Origin of the sequence: Cytobacillus firmus (assembly GCF_023657595.1) — a bacterium.
In the GTDB taxonomy this organism is placed as follows: Bacteria; Bacillota; Bacilli; order Bacillales; family Cytobacillaceae; genus Cytobacillus; species Cytobacillus firmus_B.
On the sequence record NZ_CP098323.1, the window covers coordinates 3,126,766 to 3,142,100 of the forward strand.

Sequence of the window (15,335 nt, forward strand, 5' to 3'; positions counted from 1 at the left end):
TTGTACGCAGCTGAGTGCTGCAGTTTTTTGAACTGCGGAATTAGGGTGGTATCGCGAGTATAGACTCGTCCCTTTCTGGGGACGGGTCTTTTTATTTTTAAAAAAAGGAGTTTGAGCAGCTTATGAAGAAATTTGACAGCTTTTTTATCGGTCTCATGTTATTCTCAATGTTTTTTGGAGCAGGTAATTTAATATTCCCTCCCTACCTTGGTGCTTTATCAGGTACCTCCTTTTGGCTTGCGATTACAGGTTTTATTCTGACTGCTGTAGGCTTGCCATTTATTGTACTGCTTTCCATCTCCATGGCAAAGGGTGGAATTGAAGCGATTGCCAGCCGGGTTCATCCTCTTTTCGGCACTTTATTTATGGTTATCATCTACCTGTCCATTGGTCCTTTCCTGGCTATTCCCAGAAATGCAGGTGTTGCTTTCGAGATGGGTGTCATGCCATTTATTAATGATTCATGGAACCTATCACTAATATTGTTTACGTATTCAGCAGTCTTTTTCTTGCTTGTATATGTTGTCAGTTTAAATCCGGCCAAAATGGAAAGATTTATGGGCCGCTGGCTTACTCCTGTTCTGCTGCTGTCGGTTGTTATCCTTTGTACAGCTGCAATCATGAATTTCGGCACAAAGCAGCTGGCTCCATCTGGCGGTTATGACAGCGGCGCATTCTTTAAGGGTTTCCTTGAAGGCTATAACACAATGGATGCCCTTGCCGCCCTTGCCTTTGGAATTGTCATTCTTACTGCCATCCAGAAAAAAGGTGTACATGACGAAAAGCAATTATCCCTCTATACACTAAGAGCTGCAGTAATAGCTGGCGTGCTGCTGGCAGCCGTTTATATTTCCCTTGGTTTATTAGGAGCTAAAATAGCTGCGAACGGCACTTTTGAAAACGGGACAGCCATTTTATCATCTGCCGCTACCCTGTTATTCGGAAGAGCTGGAACGGCATTCATAGGTGCAATTTTCACTCTTGCCTGTTTTACGACTGTAGTAGGCTTAACATCAGCCTGCGGACAATATTTCTCAAAGTTGCTGCCAAAGGTAAGCTATAAATTAGTCATCAGTGCCGTAACCTTGATTGGTTTTACCTTATCAAATCTTGGGTTAAATCAAATTCTCAAAGTATCTGTTCCTTTCCTGGTAACAGCTTATCCTTTAACCATTGTGCTGATTACGCTGAGCTTCTTTAATGGCTTTTTCCGAAATCCGCGAAAAGTTTACGGGAGTGCGCTATTATTCACTGGAGTATTTGCAGCGCTGGGAGCTTTAAGCACATTTGGCTTTGATCTCGGAGCCCTTCAATCCCTTAGGGAAGTATTGCCTTTCGCATCGGTTGGAATGGAATGGGTTGTACCAGCTGCAGCAGGTACTGCACTGGGAATCCTTCTAAGCAAAACTGACAGGCAACAGCCGGATTCGGCAAAACAGATGGATGTAAAAGCTTCTTGATAAAAAGCCAGGCTGCTTAAACAGCCTGGTTTTCCTATTCCTTCACTTCATTATAAGACGGCTCCAATAAATACTTAATATGGATTCCGCTTTCTAATGGAGGGTTTTCACAAACCCGGTACTCTTTGCCTGATAGCCTAAACTAATATAAAATTGATGAGCGTCTTCGCGTTCAGTCCTGTTTCCGCTATTTAGTACAATTCCGGCAGCCCCCAATTGTTCTGCAAAATTTTCAACAGCCTGCATCAGCTTCTTACCTGCACCCATCCCTCTGTAATTTTTATCAGTAACGAAAGCAATAACTCGGATATGAATGCCGTCAGTATTATATAAAAGACCTGTATGGAATCCAGCCATTCCAATTACTTTATCTTCTAGACAAGCCACTAATGAATAGTAATCAGGATGTGCACCGATGTTATTAAGCCTCTTTTCCATCAGCTCTTTCGACACTGGATAGCCCAGATCCCCCATTAAGCTTGCAAGCTGGGGAATATCCCCGATAGCTGCTTTCCTGGTATGTATTTTAAGCTCCATTTGGCACCATCCTGCCTTTATGCATAGTTTTATTCCCTTACCCAGATTGCTTTTGTATATCCAATTTTCAAACCTGCTTTTTCCATATTATTCTGGCTTGCCGAACCAAACCTTGCCTGACCTGTCACAAGCTCTGAATTTTGTGTAATCGCCTGATAGATTCGGGCTTGAATAAGCGCGCTGTGGACCCCTCTGTTTCTGAAGGCAGGCAAAACAGCCGCAGCCGCAAGATTCGCTGCCTTTTCTATGATATAAATAACACCTATTCCAGCTGGTTCATTGTTTACAAAGGCAAGATAAAAGGACCAGTTTCTATTGTCATAAAGAACCTCATTATTTTCAGCTATTCCTTGGCTAAGGAATCCAGGCATTCCAAACCCCTTTGTATATAGCTCACCGAAAAGATCAAAGTCGCTTCTTTGCATCCTGCGTATATCAATATCGGCATTAATGGGAATGTCCACAAGATCTGAAGGTTCCGCAAACAAAGTGGTATGGAAATCACATTGATAGAACCCTTTTTGATGAAGGATCCTCAGTAAATCTGATGATCCGTTTGAAGGTGTAATCTCCAATCGTATGGGAATTCTTTTTCCCTGATAGAAATCAATAATTTGATCCAGAGCTTCGGCATCTGCTGCGTTAAATCCTTTTACAAGATTGAAGGATGGACCCGGAATATTCCTGGCAGCGAAAGCGGTTGTCCCGCCAATCCTTTTAATTTCCACGCCCATTGGGTTTCCATCCCGATTTTTAATTGCCGTCAATCTGGAGAGCAGCACACTTGTCTCTGTCTTGTCCAATCTCTCAGCTAAGTCACTTTTCATCACTAGATTCATAATTTTTCACCTCATATATTTAACGTCAAGCCTTCCAAAAGAATCCAATATTTTGTACCGCTTAACAGTAAGTATTCCTTTCCAATGATTGCTTGCAACCTGGAATTCATTTTCATATTGTCCCCAGCTCCAGGGAATGTCCCAAGTTCCTTCATTTGAGAGCTGCTCAATATAGAAATCAAGATTATCATCTATTGACGTTCCAAATCTCATAGAAAGAGAATCTTCTGGCTGCTCAGCGAAATCCAAGGGAGTGGCTACATAGCCTTCTGCCCATACTGATTTATTCTTCCCGGCAGCTTTGTAAGCAAGAGCATTCACTTTTTCAGCCGTCTCCTTGAGCGGGTAATTAAGTCTTGAATCAAATTCAGATTCCTGCTTGGACATTAGCTTTACCAACTGCTGAAAATTGTTTATTTCATGTCTATCCATTTCATCAACTTCCATTAAATATGCAATTGCATTCTTTACGGTTTTCCATCCTATTTCAGCAGCACTGCTTCCAGATGGCGACCAATGCAATAAGAACCCTGCAAGCTCTGCACTTGGATTATAAGCCCAATTATCCTGGATATTCTCTGTCCAATGCCACCAAGGAGCATGTGGGTACTCATTGTTTGAAGTCATCACAGATGGCCACATTTTATTCTCATGGATATAGCTGTGTTCTAGATAATTTACTAGTTTTTGTACAACTTTCAACTCGGGTTTTGCTTCAATTTCCATTAAGATTTGACCGGCAGCCCAGGAAGCCATCGGTGACGAGTAAGGTGACCAGAAATCAGGTTCAATGCCATGGCCAAATCCCCCGTCTTCATTCTGAAACGCTTCTATACATTTTATTACCCCTTCATCATTACGATCCTCAAAATGGTACGACCATAAAGCAGATTCAAGCGGTCTTGCATTTCTTTTTATCCATCTGCTTGTGTTCTGAAATTTTTCTTTCGTTATCTTCATATATAAAATCCTTTCTTAATTAGGAGCTTTGATTTCTTATTAGTTTTTCTAGCTATAATACCAATTTCCTTTTTTAAACAATAAAAAAAGGAAAAGAGCCAATGCTCTTTTCCTAATCAATCCACTTTACAATATCATCGAATGGTCTGCGCGCTTTTGGTCTTGGGTCTTTCACTCTGTATCCAAAGGCACACATTACCGACAATCCGAAGCTTCCTTCTTCAAGCAAGCCTTCCTCATTCAGGAGTTTATTCATTTTTTCAATGTCAAACCCCTCAATGGGACAGGAATCTATACCAATTTGTGCAGCGGCGGTCATCATATTCCCAAGTGCAATGTAGCTTTGCTTGCAGGCCCAATCAAAGAGTGGGCGATCTCCTTCCAGCAGATCAAAATCGGACTTCTGGAATTCCTCAATCCGCTGCAGATATTTGTCCATCATTTCTTCCGGCATGCCCAGGGTATTTCTAAAATGATCCTGCAGATAGCGGGAATCATATTTTGTATCTTTTCTCGTTCTTGCCAGGATTAAAACAAAGTGGCTAGCTTCAGGCAGTTTCCCGTATGCGCCCCAGGAGGCATTCTTAATTTTCTCACGGAGCTCCTGGTTCTGAACAACCACAAAACGCCATGGTTCAAAACCAAATGAACTTGGTGACAGACGGCCTGTCTCCAATATAAACCGGAAATCTTCCTCGGGGATTTCTTTATTTGGATCAAATTCCTTTGTCGCATGCCTGAATTGATAGGCATTCAGGATTTCTTCCTTTAAAACTTCCTTTTCACGCAAAACCAAACACTCCTTTTCTGACTGTTCTAACTTTAACGTAACATATTACATCATAACATTCATGAAATCAGCTTTTAGTCTGCCCTTTTCACTGCTGTTCCTAATCATTTGGGGCAATTTCATTGCAAATCCATAGACAGCCTGATCATATCCCGGCAATGGATTCCATTTTCAATGATATCTTCTTTGTAATGCCTCACAAAAAAATCTCTGTCGACCCCTGTGATTCTAAAACCGCATTTTTGGTAAAAAGCCAGCTGCCCAATACTTGAATTCCCCGTTCCAATTTCAAGGGTCTTATATCCACCTTGAAACGCAAGCTCTATTGCATGCTCAAGAAGTTTTCTGCCGATGCCCTCACCCTGATATTTTTCACTAACGGCAATATTTATAATCTCACAAGTTCCTGGTCTTGTGGCTAGAAGGATATAAACGCCGACTGCTTCTCCGTTTATTTCAGCAAAATATGTTTCCCCTCGATTTACATAACCTTTAATAAATTCAATTGAAGGATCTGCCAATAATAGCAGATTCATTGGAGGGGGCTCTGAATGGTCCATTTTTCGTATCTTCATTATGTCCTCCTTTTTATGTCAAGCTTCCAAAATAACCTTCTCTTTCTGTATAACGATGATCCATAGCAGTCATCTCCCCCAGTCTTCTTTGTTTACCTTTTTTATTTGGATTTCTTTCTCATGCATATCGATATATTCAAAATATCCAATTCTATTTCCCCATGGATCAGCAAATGTAGCCCACTTAACAGGAACTTCTTTTCTCGTATGGATTTCAAATGGTGTTATTTTTAATTCTGTGATTAGTCTTTCACGTTCCTGCTCAAGATCAGGCACCCCAAGCCTAATTGGACCGCTTCCTATACTGGGTGAACCCTCAGCTATCTGAAGCCAGCACCCTGTGATGAGTTCCCATTCTGCAAATCCTTCATGCGGAATGAGATCAGGTTTTTTATTAAGCAATGTTTCATACCACAACAGTCCCTCTTTCATATCCAGTACCCGGAATTGAACCGTCATTTCATAGATCATTTCAGTCCCTCCAATCTCGCACAAAATTATGTAATTCGTTGAATTTATCACATTTCCTTCATTTAGATTGTTTTTGCTCCTGAGCACAGGGAATTAAGAGTAGTGAATAATAGAAAGGGAGTTGTATGAAACATGTCAATTAAGGCTTTAGTTTTAAACTGTACACTAAAAAAAAGCAGTGAACCTTCCAATACCGGTGCACTTATAGATGAGGTTGTTAAATTTTTTGATAAAACGGAAGTGAAAACAGAGGTTGTTACAGCTGCAGACTTTAAAATTGGTTCCGGTATTACTTCTGAAGCTGTAGATCAGGAGGATGAATGGCCGGATATTTTTAAGAAGGTTGAAGAGGCAGATATCCTTATCGTTGGTTCTCCCATCTGGCTTGGCGAGCAGAGCAGCATCACCACAAAAGTAATCGAAAGATTATATGGAGGAAGCAGTCTGACAAATGAAAAAGGACAGTATATTTTTTACAACAAGGTTGGCGGTGTTGTGGTGACCGGCAATGAAGATGGGGCCAAACAAGTTTCCCGCTCCGTGCTATATTCACTTTCCCATATGGGATTCACCATCCCTCCAAACGTTGACACCTATTGGGTTGGTGAGGCTGGCCCCGGACCATCCTTTATTGAAGCAAAGGGCTATGACAATGACTTCACAAGAGAGCATGCCAAAATAATGGCCTATAATTTACTCCATTTTGCTAGAATATTAAAAGCTCATCCGATACCAGCCGAAGGTAATGTTGTCAAAGGCTAGTTACATTAATATGCAGTAAAAAACCAGCATAAGCCCTAAATGCTGGTTTTTTACTCTTTATTTTTTTGGAGAAATTTGTAATCCTACCTGATCTAACGCGTGGGTGATTCCCTGCTGCAGAACTGAAAAACATGGAATTTGTGTTTCCTTGTTTCCGCTCTCGATGATTTGCAGGCTAAGTTCGGGTGAAATCCCGACAAATATGCAGTTTGTGCCCAATAGGGAAGCTGCTTTTACGAATTTCTGCAGAAAATCTAAAGTATATTGATCAACACCCTTTAAAGCAGTTAAGTCCAATATTAAATACTCTGCTTTATACCGGGGAAGATTCAGTAAGGTTCTGTTCAGCAGTTCCTCCGCCCTCAGCTCTTCATATCTTCCCACTAAAGGAATGACCAGAATGGAATCGATCACTGGAATTATAGGAGAAGATATCTCTTTAATTATTTCAGACATTACTTTGGTCTGCTCAGCAATTTCCTTTTCCAGCTTTTTCTGGGCGCTTTGATTCTGCTCTTTAATCAAGGCACTGATATTCTGGGAGGGCGTAATGTCGGACTCAAAAAATTCGTATTCGGAATAATAATCTCCCTTAACCTGGCTTTGTTTCACTTTATACCATATATTTGTTTCAAACAGGCCGCTGAGCACCCCTGCCCAATGTCCAGGCAAAAAAGTGCCTTCTGCTTCTTTTTTTTGTTCCACATTAATCTTATACTCCCACCCATTTTTAACACGAATGATCGCCTTCTTTTCTTCGAGGCTAAAGGATGCAATATCTGTTTTCCCCCAACCGGCAGTTAAATACATATTGGGTAAATGATTAATAATGTCTTCTTTTTCTTTATTCGATTCCAAATAAAATTTGCTGACAATTTTTCCTGTCCTGTAGCCAGCGGTTTCAAGAACAAGCTCGGCTGATTTTTCACCAGAGATTTCCTCAATGGAGTCCAGGAGAGTCTTAAAAGCTGTGTTTACCCAAAACACTACCACTTCGTCATTTTCGAATTTAAACGTTGCATTATCCAGATCCCAATCAAACAGAGATCCATTCACATTTATTTCATACTTAGAAGAATTAGTCTCCATAAATGTCCTCCTTATCTAATAAATCATTGCTGTCTAGTCATCTATTTAAAGAACAATAATATTCTAACCTCGAGGTTAGTTCGGAGTCAAAAATGTATATGCTGGTGGGAAAACCTTATCGAAGATAATAAAATCCATATAGTATAGCTGCTGAAAATTGCTTCGAAACAGACAAAATCTATCTAATTTTTCGCATGCACCGTTTTTATTCACCCCCAAAAAAGAATAGGCATGCAAATCCTCCCCGCTTATACCTACCCTTCTTCATTCCACTTAATCGCAAATGCAGTACCTTTTGCCGAACTTTCTTTTAAAAATAAATTTGCGTTCAGAGCATTGGCCAGCAGTTTGCTGAATGGAAGCCCCAAGCCGAGCCCTCTTACTTTCAGCTTCTTCTGTTTCCCCCTGTAAAAACGTTCAAAAATATAAGGCTGCTCCTCTTCGGCTATTCCCGATCCATTATCATGAACCTCAATAAATCCCTCACTCAAAATAACAGTAATGCTGCCATTTTCATCAATGGCATGATAAGCATTATTCAACAAATTAATCATAATCTGCTGCAGACGGTACGGGTCTGTTGATCTGCAGATGGTTTCAGCTGGCGCTTCCACACTATAGTGAAAATTGCCTTTCTGTGCTAGTGCCCATTGCCTCACAATATCATTAACGAGCTTATTCATATCACAGTTTTCAGGCCTAATTGAAAAGGCACCAGCCGAAAGTGAATTGAAATCGAGTAAATCCTCAATCATTTTCTGCAAACGGCTGACTTCTTTTAAAGAAATATCAAGAAATTCCTCTTTTTCTTCACCGCTTACAACATCATCACGCACCGCCTGAATTAAACCGCTTATAGATGTGACAGGTGTTTTCAAATCATGTGTGACCCCGGCCAGCAATTCTGCCCTAAGTTTTTCAAGGTGCATAAGCCGCTCTGTCATTTCTTTAAACGATATGATTAAATTATGAATCTCTTCCTCATTGGCCCTGGCTTTCAGATCGATTTTATAGTCACCTTCGCTGACTTTCGAGGCAGCCTGGGCAACTTCCTGAATGGGCCTCGAAATTTTCCTGGAAAGAAAGTAAATGACACTCCATCCAAGAAGACCCAATCCTGTGAGCATGATAAATAACAGGGTATATTCCTGATTTACGTTCGTCAAATCATCTGCGCTTTGGACCACTACGACCCATCCCACCTGGTTATTATCGAATGTTATATCCGACTTGACTGCATACACGGCTTGCCCATCCTGTGTATCCAGTTTTTGAACATTCTTTTGGTTCTCAAGCAAATCTGCAGGCAGAGTTCCAAGATCAGGGCCAGTCTGGTTATTTCTCTGCATCCGTCCGGTTTTCTTATATAATATTTGGCCATTTAAATCGCTTATAAAGACTTGGGGTTCAAACTTAAATTCCAGCAGCTTCGCTCTTTCCTCCAGCATTCTGTTAAAAAAAGGATCAAATTCGATGCCGCCGTCCTGCTGCACGACACGATCTGCTGTTTCGACAGCAACGTACTGGAGCAAATTCAGTCTGTTTTCAAGAGTTGTCTGCCTAATCCACCACATAGATCCTGCTGCTAGTATGATAAGTCCGATGACAAGTGTAAAAAGATAGCGGGTTGTCCAATAGCGGAGCAGGGTTGTTCTTTTGTTATTTTTCATAAACATGGAATTGGTACCCCATTCCTCTGAGCGTCCTTATTTCACCTTCTGTTTCCGGCCAGTCTGTTAATGCCTGCCGTATCCTCTTTACGGCCAAATCGACAGCACGGTCGCTTCCGTCATAATCCATTCCCCAGACATGTTCAATCAACTGGTCCCTGGTGAAAGTTCTGTTAGGCCTTTCAGCCAAAAACATCAGCAAAGATAAATCTCGCGGAGTCAAACTTACTTCCTTGCCATTCAGAAAAATGGTATGTGCATCAAAATTTATCGTTAAGCTTCCATAATGCTTTATATGTTCATCCGTATACACATTTGCTGTTCGCCGTAATACGGCATTCACACGTGCAATTACCTCATCCCCGATAAAAGGCTTTGAAATATAATCATCTGCACCTGTATTCAAGCCCTTCAACTTATAATCAATATCCCCCAGCGCTGTAAGCATGATGACAGGACATGCGCTTTTTTCACGAATTTTTTCGAGCACACTCCAGCCATCCATGCCAGGCATCATGATATCCAGGATCACAAGGTGAGGGGAGTGATTGAAAAATTGCTCAAGGGCATTGCTGCCGTCATATGCTGTTAGAACCTCAAACCCTTCTCGATGCAAATAGGCGCTTAAAACTTTGGATATAGCCAATTCATCTTCTGCCACAAGGATTTTTTTCATATTACCTTCCTCCAATAAGTTAACTATACAGAAAAATCCCCGAATTTGTACACGGGGATTTTTTAAAACTTATTACATAGAGCCTGAATCCGTACTTATATCAGCTGGATCTTCTTTAGATGCCCGCTGTTCCATGCTGCTATCTTTTCCATGCCCCTGATTGCCTTTCATTTCCTTTTTGCCAAATCCTTTGATCCCCATAAAAGTTTCTCCGAGAACGTCCTGTAATTTAGCATTGTCCTTCTCTTCTATTTCTGCTAGAAGATCTGCTGTTGATTTATCCTTTGTGGAAATACCTAAGTCCTTAGCGAGATTAGCCACTTTTTTCTCCCTAACCTCTTGAGCAATTTGCTGAATGAATTTCCCATCTATTGATATGCCCAGTTCCTTCGCCTCTTTTTTGACCTTCACGGAAAAGACCTCTTGTGCAGCTTCCCTGATATCTTTGCCTTCTATGGAGATTCCAAGCTTTTCAGCCTCTTTTTTTACAGATGCTGTGAATATCTCTTGTTTTAGAGTCTGCAGGTCTTTGCCATCAGCAGAAATTCCAAGCTCTTTTGCCTGCTTGTTCAAAGAAGCTGTCTGAATCTCCTTCTTTAAGGTCTCCAAATCTTTGTTTTCAGTCGTCACTCCCAGTTCATTGGCCTCCTCTTTCAGTTTTGCTGTACCGATTTCTTCATGGAGAGCTTCTGCATCTTTTCCTTCTGTCTTGATGCCCAATTCTGCAGCTTCCTTTTTCAGCTTAGCAAGCATTACTTCCTCCATAAGGTCTTCAGTGTCTTTTCCATCCGTTTTTATCCCAAGCTCCTTCGCTTCTTTCAGAATTTCAGCTTCCCGGATTTCCCCAATTAAAGTTTCGGCATCTTTTCCTTCTGTTTGAATGCCGAGCTCTCCAGCCCTTTGAAGGATAGATTCAGAGTCATTGGTAACCCCTCTGCCATGATGGCCAAACCCCCTGCTTTTAAATTTCCAGCTTAACTCGCCTTTTTCTGCATAAGCTTCTGTATCTGCTGCAAAAGATGTTGTTGCATATCCCCCTGCAAGTAATAAACCTGCAAGGCTAAAACCAATGATTGTTTTTTTCATTACTATACCTCCTGATCATTTTGAAGGCCAAGCATCCTTAACCTCGACTTTACTATAACGGTGCAATATGTCAGGAATATGTCAAAAAAAAAGTCAACAAAAAAAACCGCCCATGCCGCAATAAGCGGATAGACGGCTTTAGCCTGCTTCCCTGATTTCTTCGATGATAAATTTTCTCTTCTGGATATAAACAAGCCTGATTGAAAGACAAACTCCTGCAGCAAGAAGCCCAAACGTAAGGCCAAGCCAGTAACCAGTTGCGCCAAGGTCTGTATAGTGTGCAAGAACATAACCAGCAGGCAGACAGATCAGCCAATAAGAAACCAGTGTGATAACAAAAGATATATTCACATCTTTATATCCTCTTAAAGCCGCTTGTGCAGTAGCCTGGATGGCATCGGAAATCTGGAAAAACAGCGCATAAATCAGGAAATGGGCAGTCAGGGCAATAACCGCTTGATCAGTAGAGTAAAAGCCTGCAACCTCATAGCGGAAAAATACAACCAGGAGGCCTGTGAACAGCGCAATTAAAATAGACAGATAGACACCCAGCCAGCTGTATGATTTTGCATCCTTATACCTGCCAGCCCCCACTTCAAATCCGACTAACACCGTTTGTGCCATGGAAATGCTGATTGGGATCATATACAGGAAGGAAACTATGTTTAATGCAGACTGATATGCAGCAATAGTTGTTACATTAAACTTACTGATTAAGATGGTCACCGCGGCAAACATACTCGTTTCAAAAAAGATGGACAGTCCCATGGGTACGCCTATCTTTAAGATTTCTTTGCATTTATTCCACGAAAATTCCTTAAGGCCGCTGAAAATGGCATAGCTTGAAAAAGGATCCTTCGTTTTGATTATAAGTGCAGTCATAACAAGGATGAACCAATAAGTAAAAGAAGTTGCATACCCTCCTCCTGCACCCCCCAATTCAGGAAATCCCCAATAGCCAAAAATAAGGACATAATTCAGGAAGAAATTGATGGGAAGTGAACAAAATAAAATCACCATCACAACTCTTGTTTTGCCGAGTGCATATATGAAAGATCTTAAAACATTAAATATGAACAAAGGGATGATTCCAAAGCTGAGGCCTACAAGATAGCCACGGGCTGTTGCTTCCACATCATCAGGCAGATTCATGTTATTAAGCAGAGGGTCAAGCAAAACTGAACCCAATAGAATGACTGCAAAGGCAATGATAAAACCCAATAAGATTCCATTTTTTACAATAGATGAAACTTCTTTGTTCTTTTTTTCTCCAATCGCTTGAGCCGCAATTGGGGATACAGCCATTAATATTCCGCTAAGCCCGGTAAAGACAGGATTCCAAATGGAGGAGCCAATCGCTACGCCAGCAAGGTCTGAAGCATTATATCTTCCCGACATGATCGTATTAAAAAAGACCATCGCAAACATGCCAAACTGAGTGATTAATATAGGAATTAACATGATTGTTATTTGCCTGATCTTCTCCTGTAGAGTAAATGTCTGATACATCCTTGAGACTCCTTCACAAAATAGTAAACACAAACATTATTATATTATATCTTTTATAAGAAAGACCTCATTTTCGTTCAAAAGAAAAAAGAGCTGCGGAAGCTCTTTTTTCAGAAAATCATTCATCTTCTTCAACTAGATATTTAAGTTTTTGCAGCTTATTGTTCCAGAATTGCTCATAAAAGGACAGCCATTGCTTCAATTCTGTCAGCGGCTCAGGCTGGAGCTGATAGATTCTTTCTCTCCCCGCCTTTTCCCCTTTTACTAATTGGGCTTCCGAGAGAATATGAAGATGTTTTGATATAGCGGTCCGGCTTATGGGAAAATGAGCACTTATCTCTGAGATCGGGCGTTCTTTTTCAGCCAGCAGCCTTAAAACCTCTCTTCTCGTAGGGTCGGCGATTGCCTGAAACACATCATGTTTCCTGGCAGAAGCACCCATTATACCTCAACAGCCTTGCCAAGCTTCGCGAGAATACCAGTCCATCCCTGAGACATTCTTTCACGGATTACTGCACTCTCTTGTCCAGCTTTCTCAACCAATTCATCAGGCTGTTTCCAGCCGCCATGTATAAGCGTAAATTCAGTTTTGCCGCCCAAATCTTTTAAAATGAAAGATACAAACCATCCATCCGTATCCCATCTAAAAGATAGCCGGTTTGGCTCATCCAATTCTGTCACCTTACAAGGAGACGGGCCAAATGGGGACTGAATATGAAATTCATAGCCAAGTTCAGCCTTAAAATCATTTGGCATAAACCACGCTTCGATTCCTTCTGATGTAGAAACTTTCTTCCAGACTTTTTCGATAGGCGCATTCAGTATTACGGTTTGTTTAATATCCTGAATTGTTTCCATTTAATAAAACTCCTTTTCAATTAAAATAAAACCTTTTGGTTTCATTTCAAATAATATATAACCTTTTGGTTTCATGTCAACTGATATTTACAAAAAAATAAACGCCTAACTATGCAGGTTGATCCATATAATCTATAGAATACTTATTATATCTTAAGGAGGGATTTTAATGCAGGGAGCCATTCACACTCAAAAGCTATCTGATCTGGAAACTGCGATACATACATATGTGCGTCCTGACACCTTTCCGCTTGCCATTAGGGTTATGAAAAAGGAAGATTCTATGCCTGACAGGGTCAAGCGGCCGGCAAGAGACTTTAACAAAACTTTCAGTATCTGCCAGGGGGTAACAATGTCAAGAAGATATGGCTGGTCGATTGCCATGGGCAAAGAAGACTTGTCATGCCCAATTGCCAAGATTGCTTTCGGGTTTGAAGAGGAACTCGATTATTACTCAGAGGGGAACTTAACAGATGGGATGTACACCAAAACCTGTGATCTTGGGGCCTTAACCGAAGCGGCCGTACCCAAGTTTACAAAAGAGGAAGCCGGTACAGTGCTGATGTCTCCTCTGGGAAGAGCATCATTTGAACCTGATGTAATCACAGTATATGGAAATTCAGCACAAGTCATGAGAATGGTGGCGGGCGCACTTTATCACACGGGCGGCGAAATTACTTCCACTTTTACAGCCCGGGCAGATTGCGCCGATATAGTTATAAAGACCATTCAAACCGGTAAGCCGCAGGTAATCCTCCCATGCTATGGAGACCGGGTTTTCGGCCAGACGCATGATCACGAAATGGCCTTCACCATTCCTTTTTCCATGGCAGATGAATTTGCAGATGGATTAAAGCAAACCCACAAAGGGGGAGTGCGTTACCCTGTTCCAGCCTATCTTCAATATGAGGCAAAATATCCTGACACATATGAGAAGCTGAACGAGATGTTCGACAGCATGCCCTGATTAAAGCTGGCGTCTCCAATCGAGGTGCCGGCTTGTTTCGTTTTGGGAAAAGGGTAAAATAGAATAAAGTGAAACTTCAATCAGTGGGGGTTTTCCTTATCCCCTACTGATTGTTAGTCGCGTTCTAGTGTCGCTAAGATCTCCGCTAGCGCTTCGATCAATCGACACTACGAACCCGATTGGTTCAACTAAGCCTCTGCCTGCGCGTCGGCAAGTTTCACTGTATCTCACCAATCGGGCCTTTACGGGCAGTTTGACCCCCACTTATCCTCCTTTGATTCCTCTGAGTCTTGAAGTGGGGGGTCATACTGCCCGTTAGACTGCGATAAACAGCTATTAAGAATTGAGTGAAATAATTGAGCAGCTTATTCCCTTCGCTATATGATCTGGCCATGCAGCCTCTTGAGAAAAGAAAATTCCAGAGAATCAGAAGAGAGATTCTTACCATGGCTTGTGGCCGTGTTCTCGAGATTGGAGCCGGTACAGGCATTAACTTCCCCTTATATAAAAAGGCTGACCGGGTTGATGCCATTGAACCGAATCAGGCGATGATTGAAAAATCACTTTCCCGGAAAAATGTGGCTTCAGTTCCTATTCTCATTCACCAGCAGTCTGCTGAAGAACTTGAATTTGCGGACAATACATTTGATTCGGCAGTTGCCACTCTGGTGTTCTGCACAATCCCAAATCCTGAACAAGCACTCACAGAGATCAAACGAGTCTGCAAGCCACAGGCAAAAATACTATTCTTTGAACATGTGAAAATGGAGCAGCCCGCTCTCGCATTTGCCCAGGAAGCCCTCAACCCACTATGGAAAAGGATATGCGACGGCTGCCACCTGAACCGAGACACACTTCAGGCTATAAGGGATTCAGGAATGAAGATAACGAAGGTGACTCCCTATTATAAAGGATTGTTTCTAGTGGTGGAGTGTGTGAATCCGGATGTCGGCCGTTAATTTTCATTAGCGGCGCCACTGGTGATTATATTGAGGATTTTTGCCTGATATTTTTGGCAGTCGCTGAATGACTCCGTATGATTATCTGCCATTTTCTCTTCACCATCTCTTTTTCGGCGTTAATCCA

Annotated in this window: 17 protein-coding genes and 1 other annotated feature (1 of these 18 running past the window's edge); of the genes, 4 read left to right on the forward strand and 13 right to left on the reverse strand. The window is 41.6% G+C overall.

Annotation, left to right across the window (positions count from 1 at the left end; all coding sequences use genetic code 11):
- Positions 1-76 (forward strand) — a binding site (T-box leader) (it extends 167 nt beyond the left edge of the window).
- A gap of 46 nt (positions 77-122) precedes the next feature.
- Positions 123-1,460, forward strand: coding sequence for a branched-chain amino acid transport system II carrier protein (gene brnQ, locus NAF01_RS15795; protein ID WP_226617551.1), 1,338 nt, complete (start codon positions 123-125; stop codon positions 1,458-1,460).
- Positions 1,461-1,553: 93 nt separating this feature from the next.
- Here the strand turns inward: brnQ and NAF01_RS15800 are convergent, their stop codons facing one another.
- The 6 genes from NAF01_RS15800 to NAF01_RS15825 all read right to left on the reverse strand — a co-directional run bounded on the left by NAF01_RS15800 (position 1,554) and on the right by NAF01_RS15825 (position 5,632).
- Positions 1,554-1,997 (reverse strand): GNAT family N-acetyltransferase, encoded by a 444-nt coding sequence (locus NAF01_RS15800; RefSeq protein WP_222499715.1) that lies wholly within the window; start codon positions 1,995-1,997, stop codon positions 1,554-1,556.
- Between the two features lie 29 nt (positions 1,998-2,026).
- Positions 2,027-2,836, reverse strand: coding sequence for a GNAT family N-acetyltransferase (locus NAF01_RS15805; protein WP_250800785.1), 810 nt, complete (start codon positions 2,834-2,836; stop codon positions 2,027-2,029).
- Between the two features lie 6 nt (positions 2,837-2,842).
- Positions 2,843-3,796, reverse strand: coding sequence for a hypothetical protein (locus tag NAF01_RS15810; RefSeq protein ID WP_222499719.1), 954 nt, complete (start codon positions 3,794-3,796; stop codon positions 2,843-2,845).
- Positions 3,797-3,908: 112 nt separating this feature from the next.
- Complete coding sequence (locus tag NAF01_RS15815; RefSeq protein WP_222499721.1) at positions 3,909-4,586, reverse strand: NAD(P)H-dependent oxidoreductase; 678 nt, start codon at positions 4,584-4,586, stop codon at positions 3,909-3,911.
- A gap of 119 nt (positions 4,587-4,705) precedes the next feature.
- Entirely contained in the window at positions 4,706-5,161 is a 456-nt protein-coding gene (locus NAF01_RS15820) for a GNAT family N-acetyltransferase (protein WP_222499723.1), read from the reverse strand.
- A gap of 69 nt (positions 5,162-5,230) precedes the next feature.
- Positions 5,231-5,632 (reverse strand): VOC family protein, encoded by a 402-nt coding sequence (locus NAF01_RS15825; RefSeq protein ID WP_048009930.1) that lies wholly within the window; start codon positions 5,630-5,632, stop codon positions 5,231-5,233.
- A 132-nt stretch (positions 5,633-5,764) separates the two neighbouring features.
- Here NAF01_RS15825 and NAF01_RS15830 point away from each other — a divergent pair, with 132 nt between their 5' ends.
- Positions 5,765-6,394, forward strand: a complete 630-nt coding sequence (locus NAF01_RS15830; RefSeq protein ID WP_284709486.1) for a flavodoxin family protein — start codon at positions 5,765-5,767, stop codon at positions 6,392-6,394.
- Between the two features lie 57 nt (positions 6,395-6,451).
- On the opposite strand, the gene NAF01_RS15835 is transcribed toward NAF01_RS15830, so the two are convergent.
- From NAF01_RS15835 to NAF01_RS15865, 7 genes are all read right to left on the reverse strand, one after another.
- Positions 6,452-7,483 carry an STAS domain-containing protein gene (locus NAF01_RS15835; protein WP_197216856.1) on the reverse strand — a complete coding sequence of 344 codons (1,032 nt, stop codon included), beginning with the start codon at positions 7,481-7,483 and terminating at the stop codon, positions 6,452-6,454.
- Positions 7,484-7,737: 254 nt separating this feature from the next.
- Complete coding sequence (locus NAF01_RS15840) at positions 7,738-9,159, reverse strand: sensor histidine kinase (RefSeq protein ID WP_222499725.1); 1,422 nt, start codon at positions 9,157-9,159, stop codon at positions 7,738-7,740.
- The gene (locus NAF01_RS15845; protein WP_048009926.1) at positions 9,143-9,829 is read right to left on the reverse strand and encodes a response regulator transcription factor; all 687 of its coding nucleotides are present in this window, start codon (positions 9,827-9,829) and stop codon (positions 9,143-9,145) included. Before NAF01_RS15845 ends, NAF01_RS15840 begins: the two co-directional genes overlap by 17 nt.
- Before the next feature lie 72 nt (positions 9,830-9,901).
- On the reverse strand, positions 9,902-10,915 hold the full coding sequence (locus NAF01_RS15850; RefSeq protein ID WP_250800786.1) for a hypothetical protein: 1,014 nt from the start codon (positions 10,913-10,915) through the stop codon (positions 9,902-9,904).
- Positions 10,916-11,053: 138 nt separating this feature from the next.
- Positions 11,054-12,424 (reverse strand): MATE family efflux transporter, encoded by a 1,371-nt coding sequence (locus tag NAF01_RS15855; RefSeq protein ID WP_048009925.1) that lies wholly within the window; start codon positions 12,422-12,424, stop codon positions 11,054-11,056.
- A gap of 118 nt (positions 12,425-12,542) precedes the next feature.
- Positions 12,543-12,866: an ArsR/SmtB family transcription factor gene (locus NAF01_RS15860; RefSeq protein ID WP_197216865.1), complete on the reverse strand. Its 324-nt coding sequence runs from the start codon at positions 12,864-12,866 to the stop codon at positions 12,543-12,545.
- Positions 12,866-13,282, reverse strand: coding sequence for an SRPBCC family protein (locus tag NAF01_RS15865; protein ID WP_222499729.1), 417 nt, complete (start codon positions 13,280-13,282; stop codon positions 12,866-12,868). The genes NAF01_RS15860 and NAF01_RS15865 overlap by 1 nt, the downstream gene beginning before the upstream one ends.
- 169 nt (positions 13,283-13,451) lie before the next feature.
- Between NAF01_RS15865 and NAF01_RS15870 the strand changes: the two genes are divergently transcribed.
- Positions 13,452-14,249: a DUF169 domain-containing protein gene (locus NAF01_RS15870; protein WP_197216869.1), complete on the forward strand. Its 798-nt coding sequence runs from the start codon at positions 13,452-13,454 to the stop codon at positions 14,247-14,249.
- A gap of 356 nt (positions 14,250-14,605) precedes the next feature.
- Positions 14,606-15,208, forward strand: a complete 603-nt coding sequence (locus NAF01_RS15875) for a class I SAM-dependent methyltransferase (protein WP_250800787.1) — start codon at positions 14,606-14,608, stop codon at positions 15,206-15,208.
- The last annotated feature ends 127 nt before the right edge of the window (positions 15,209-15,335 follow it).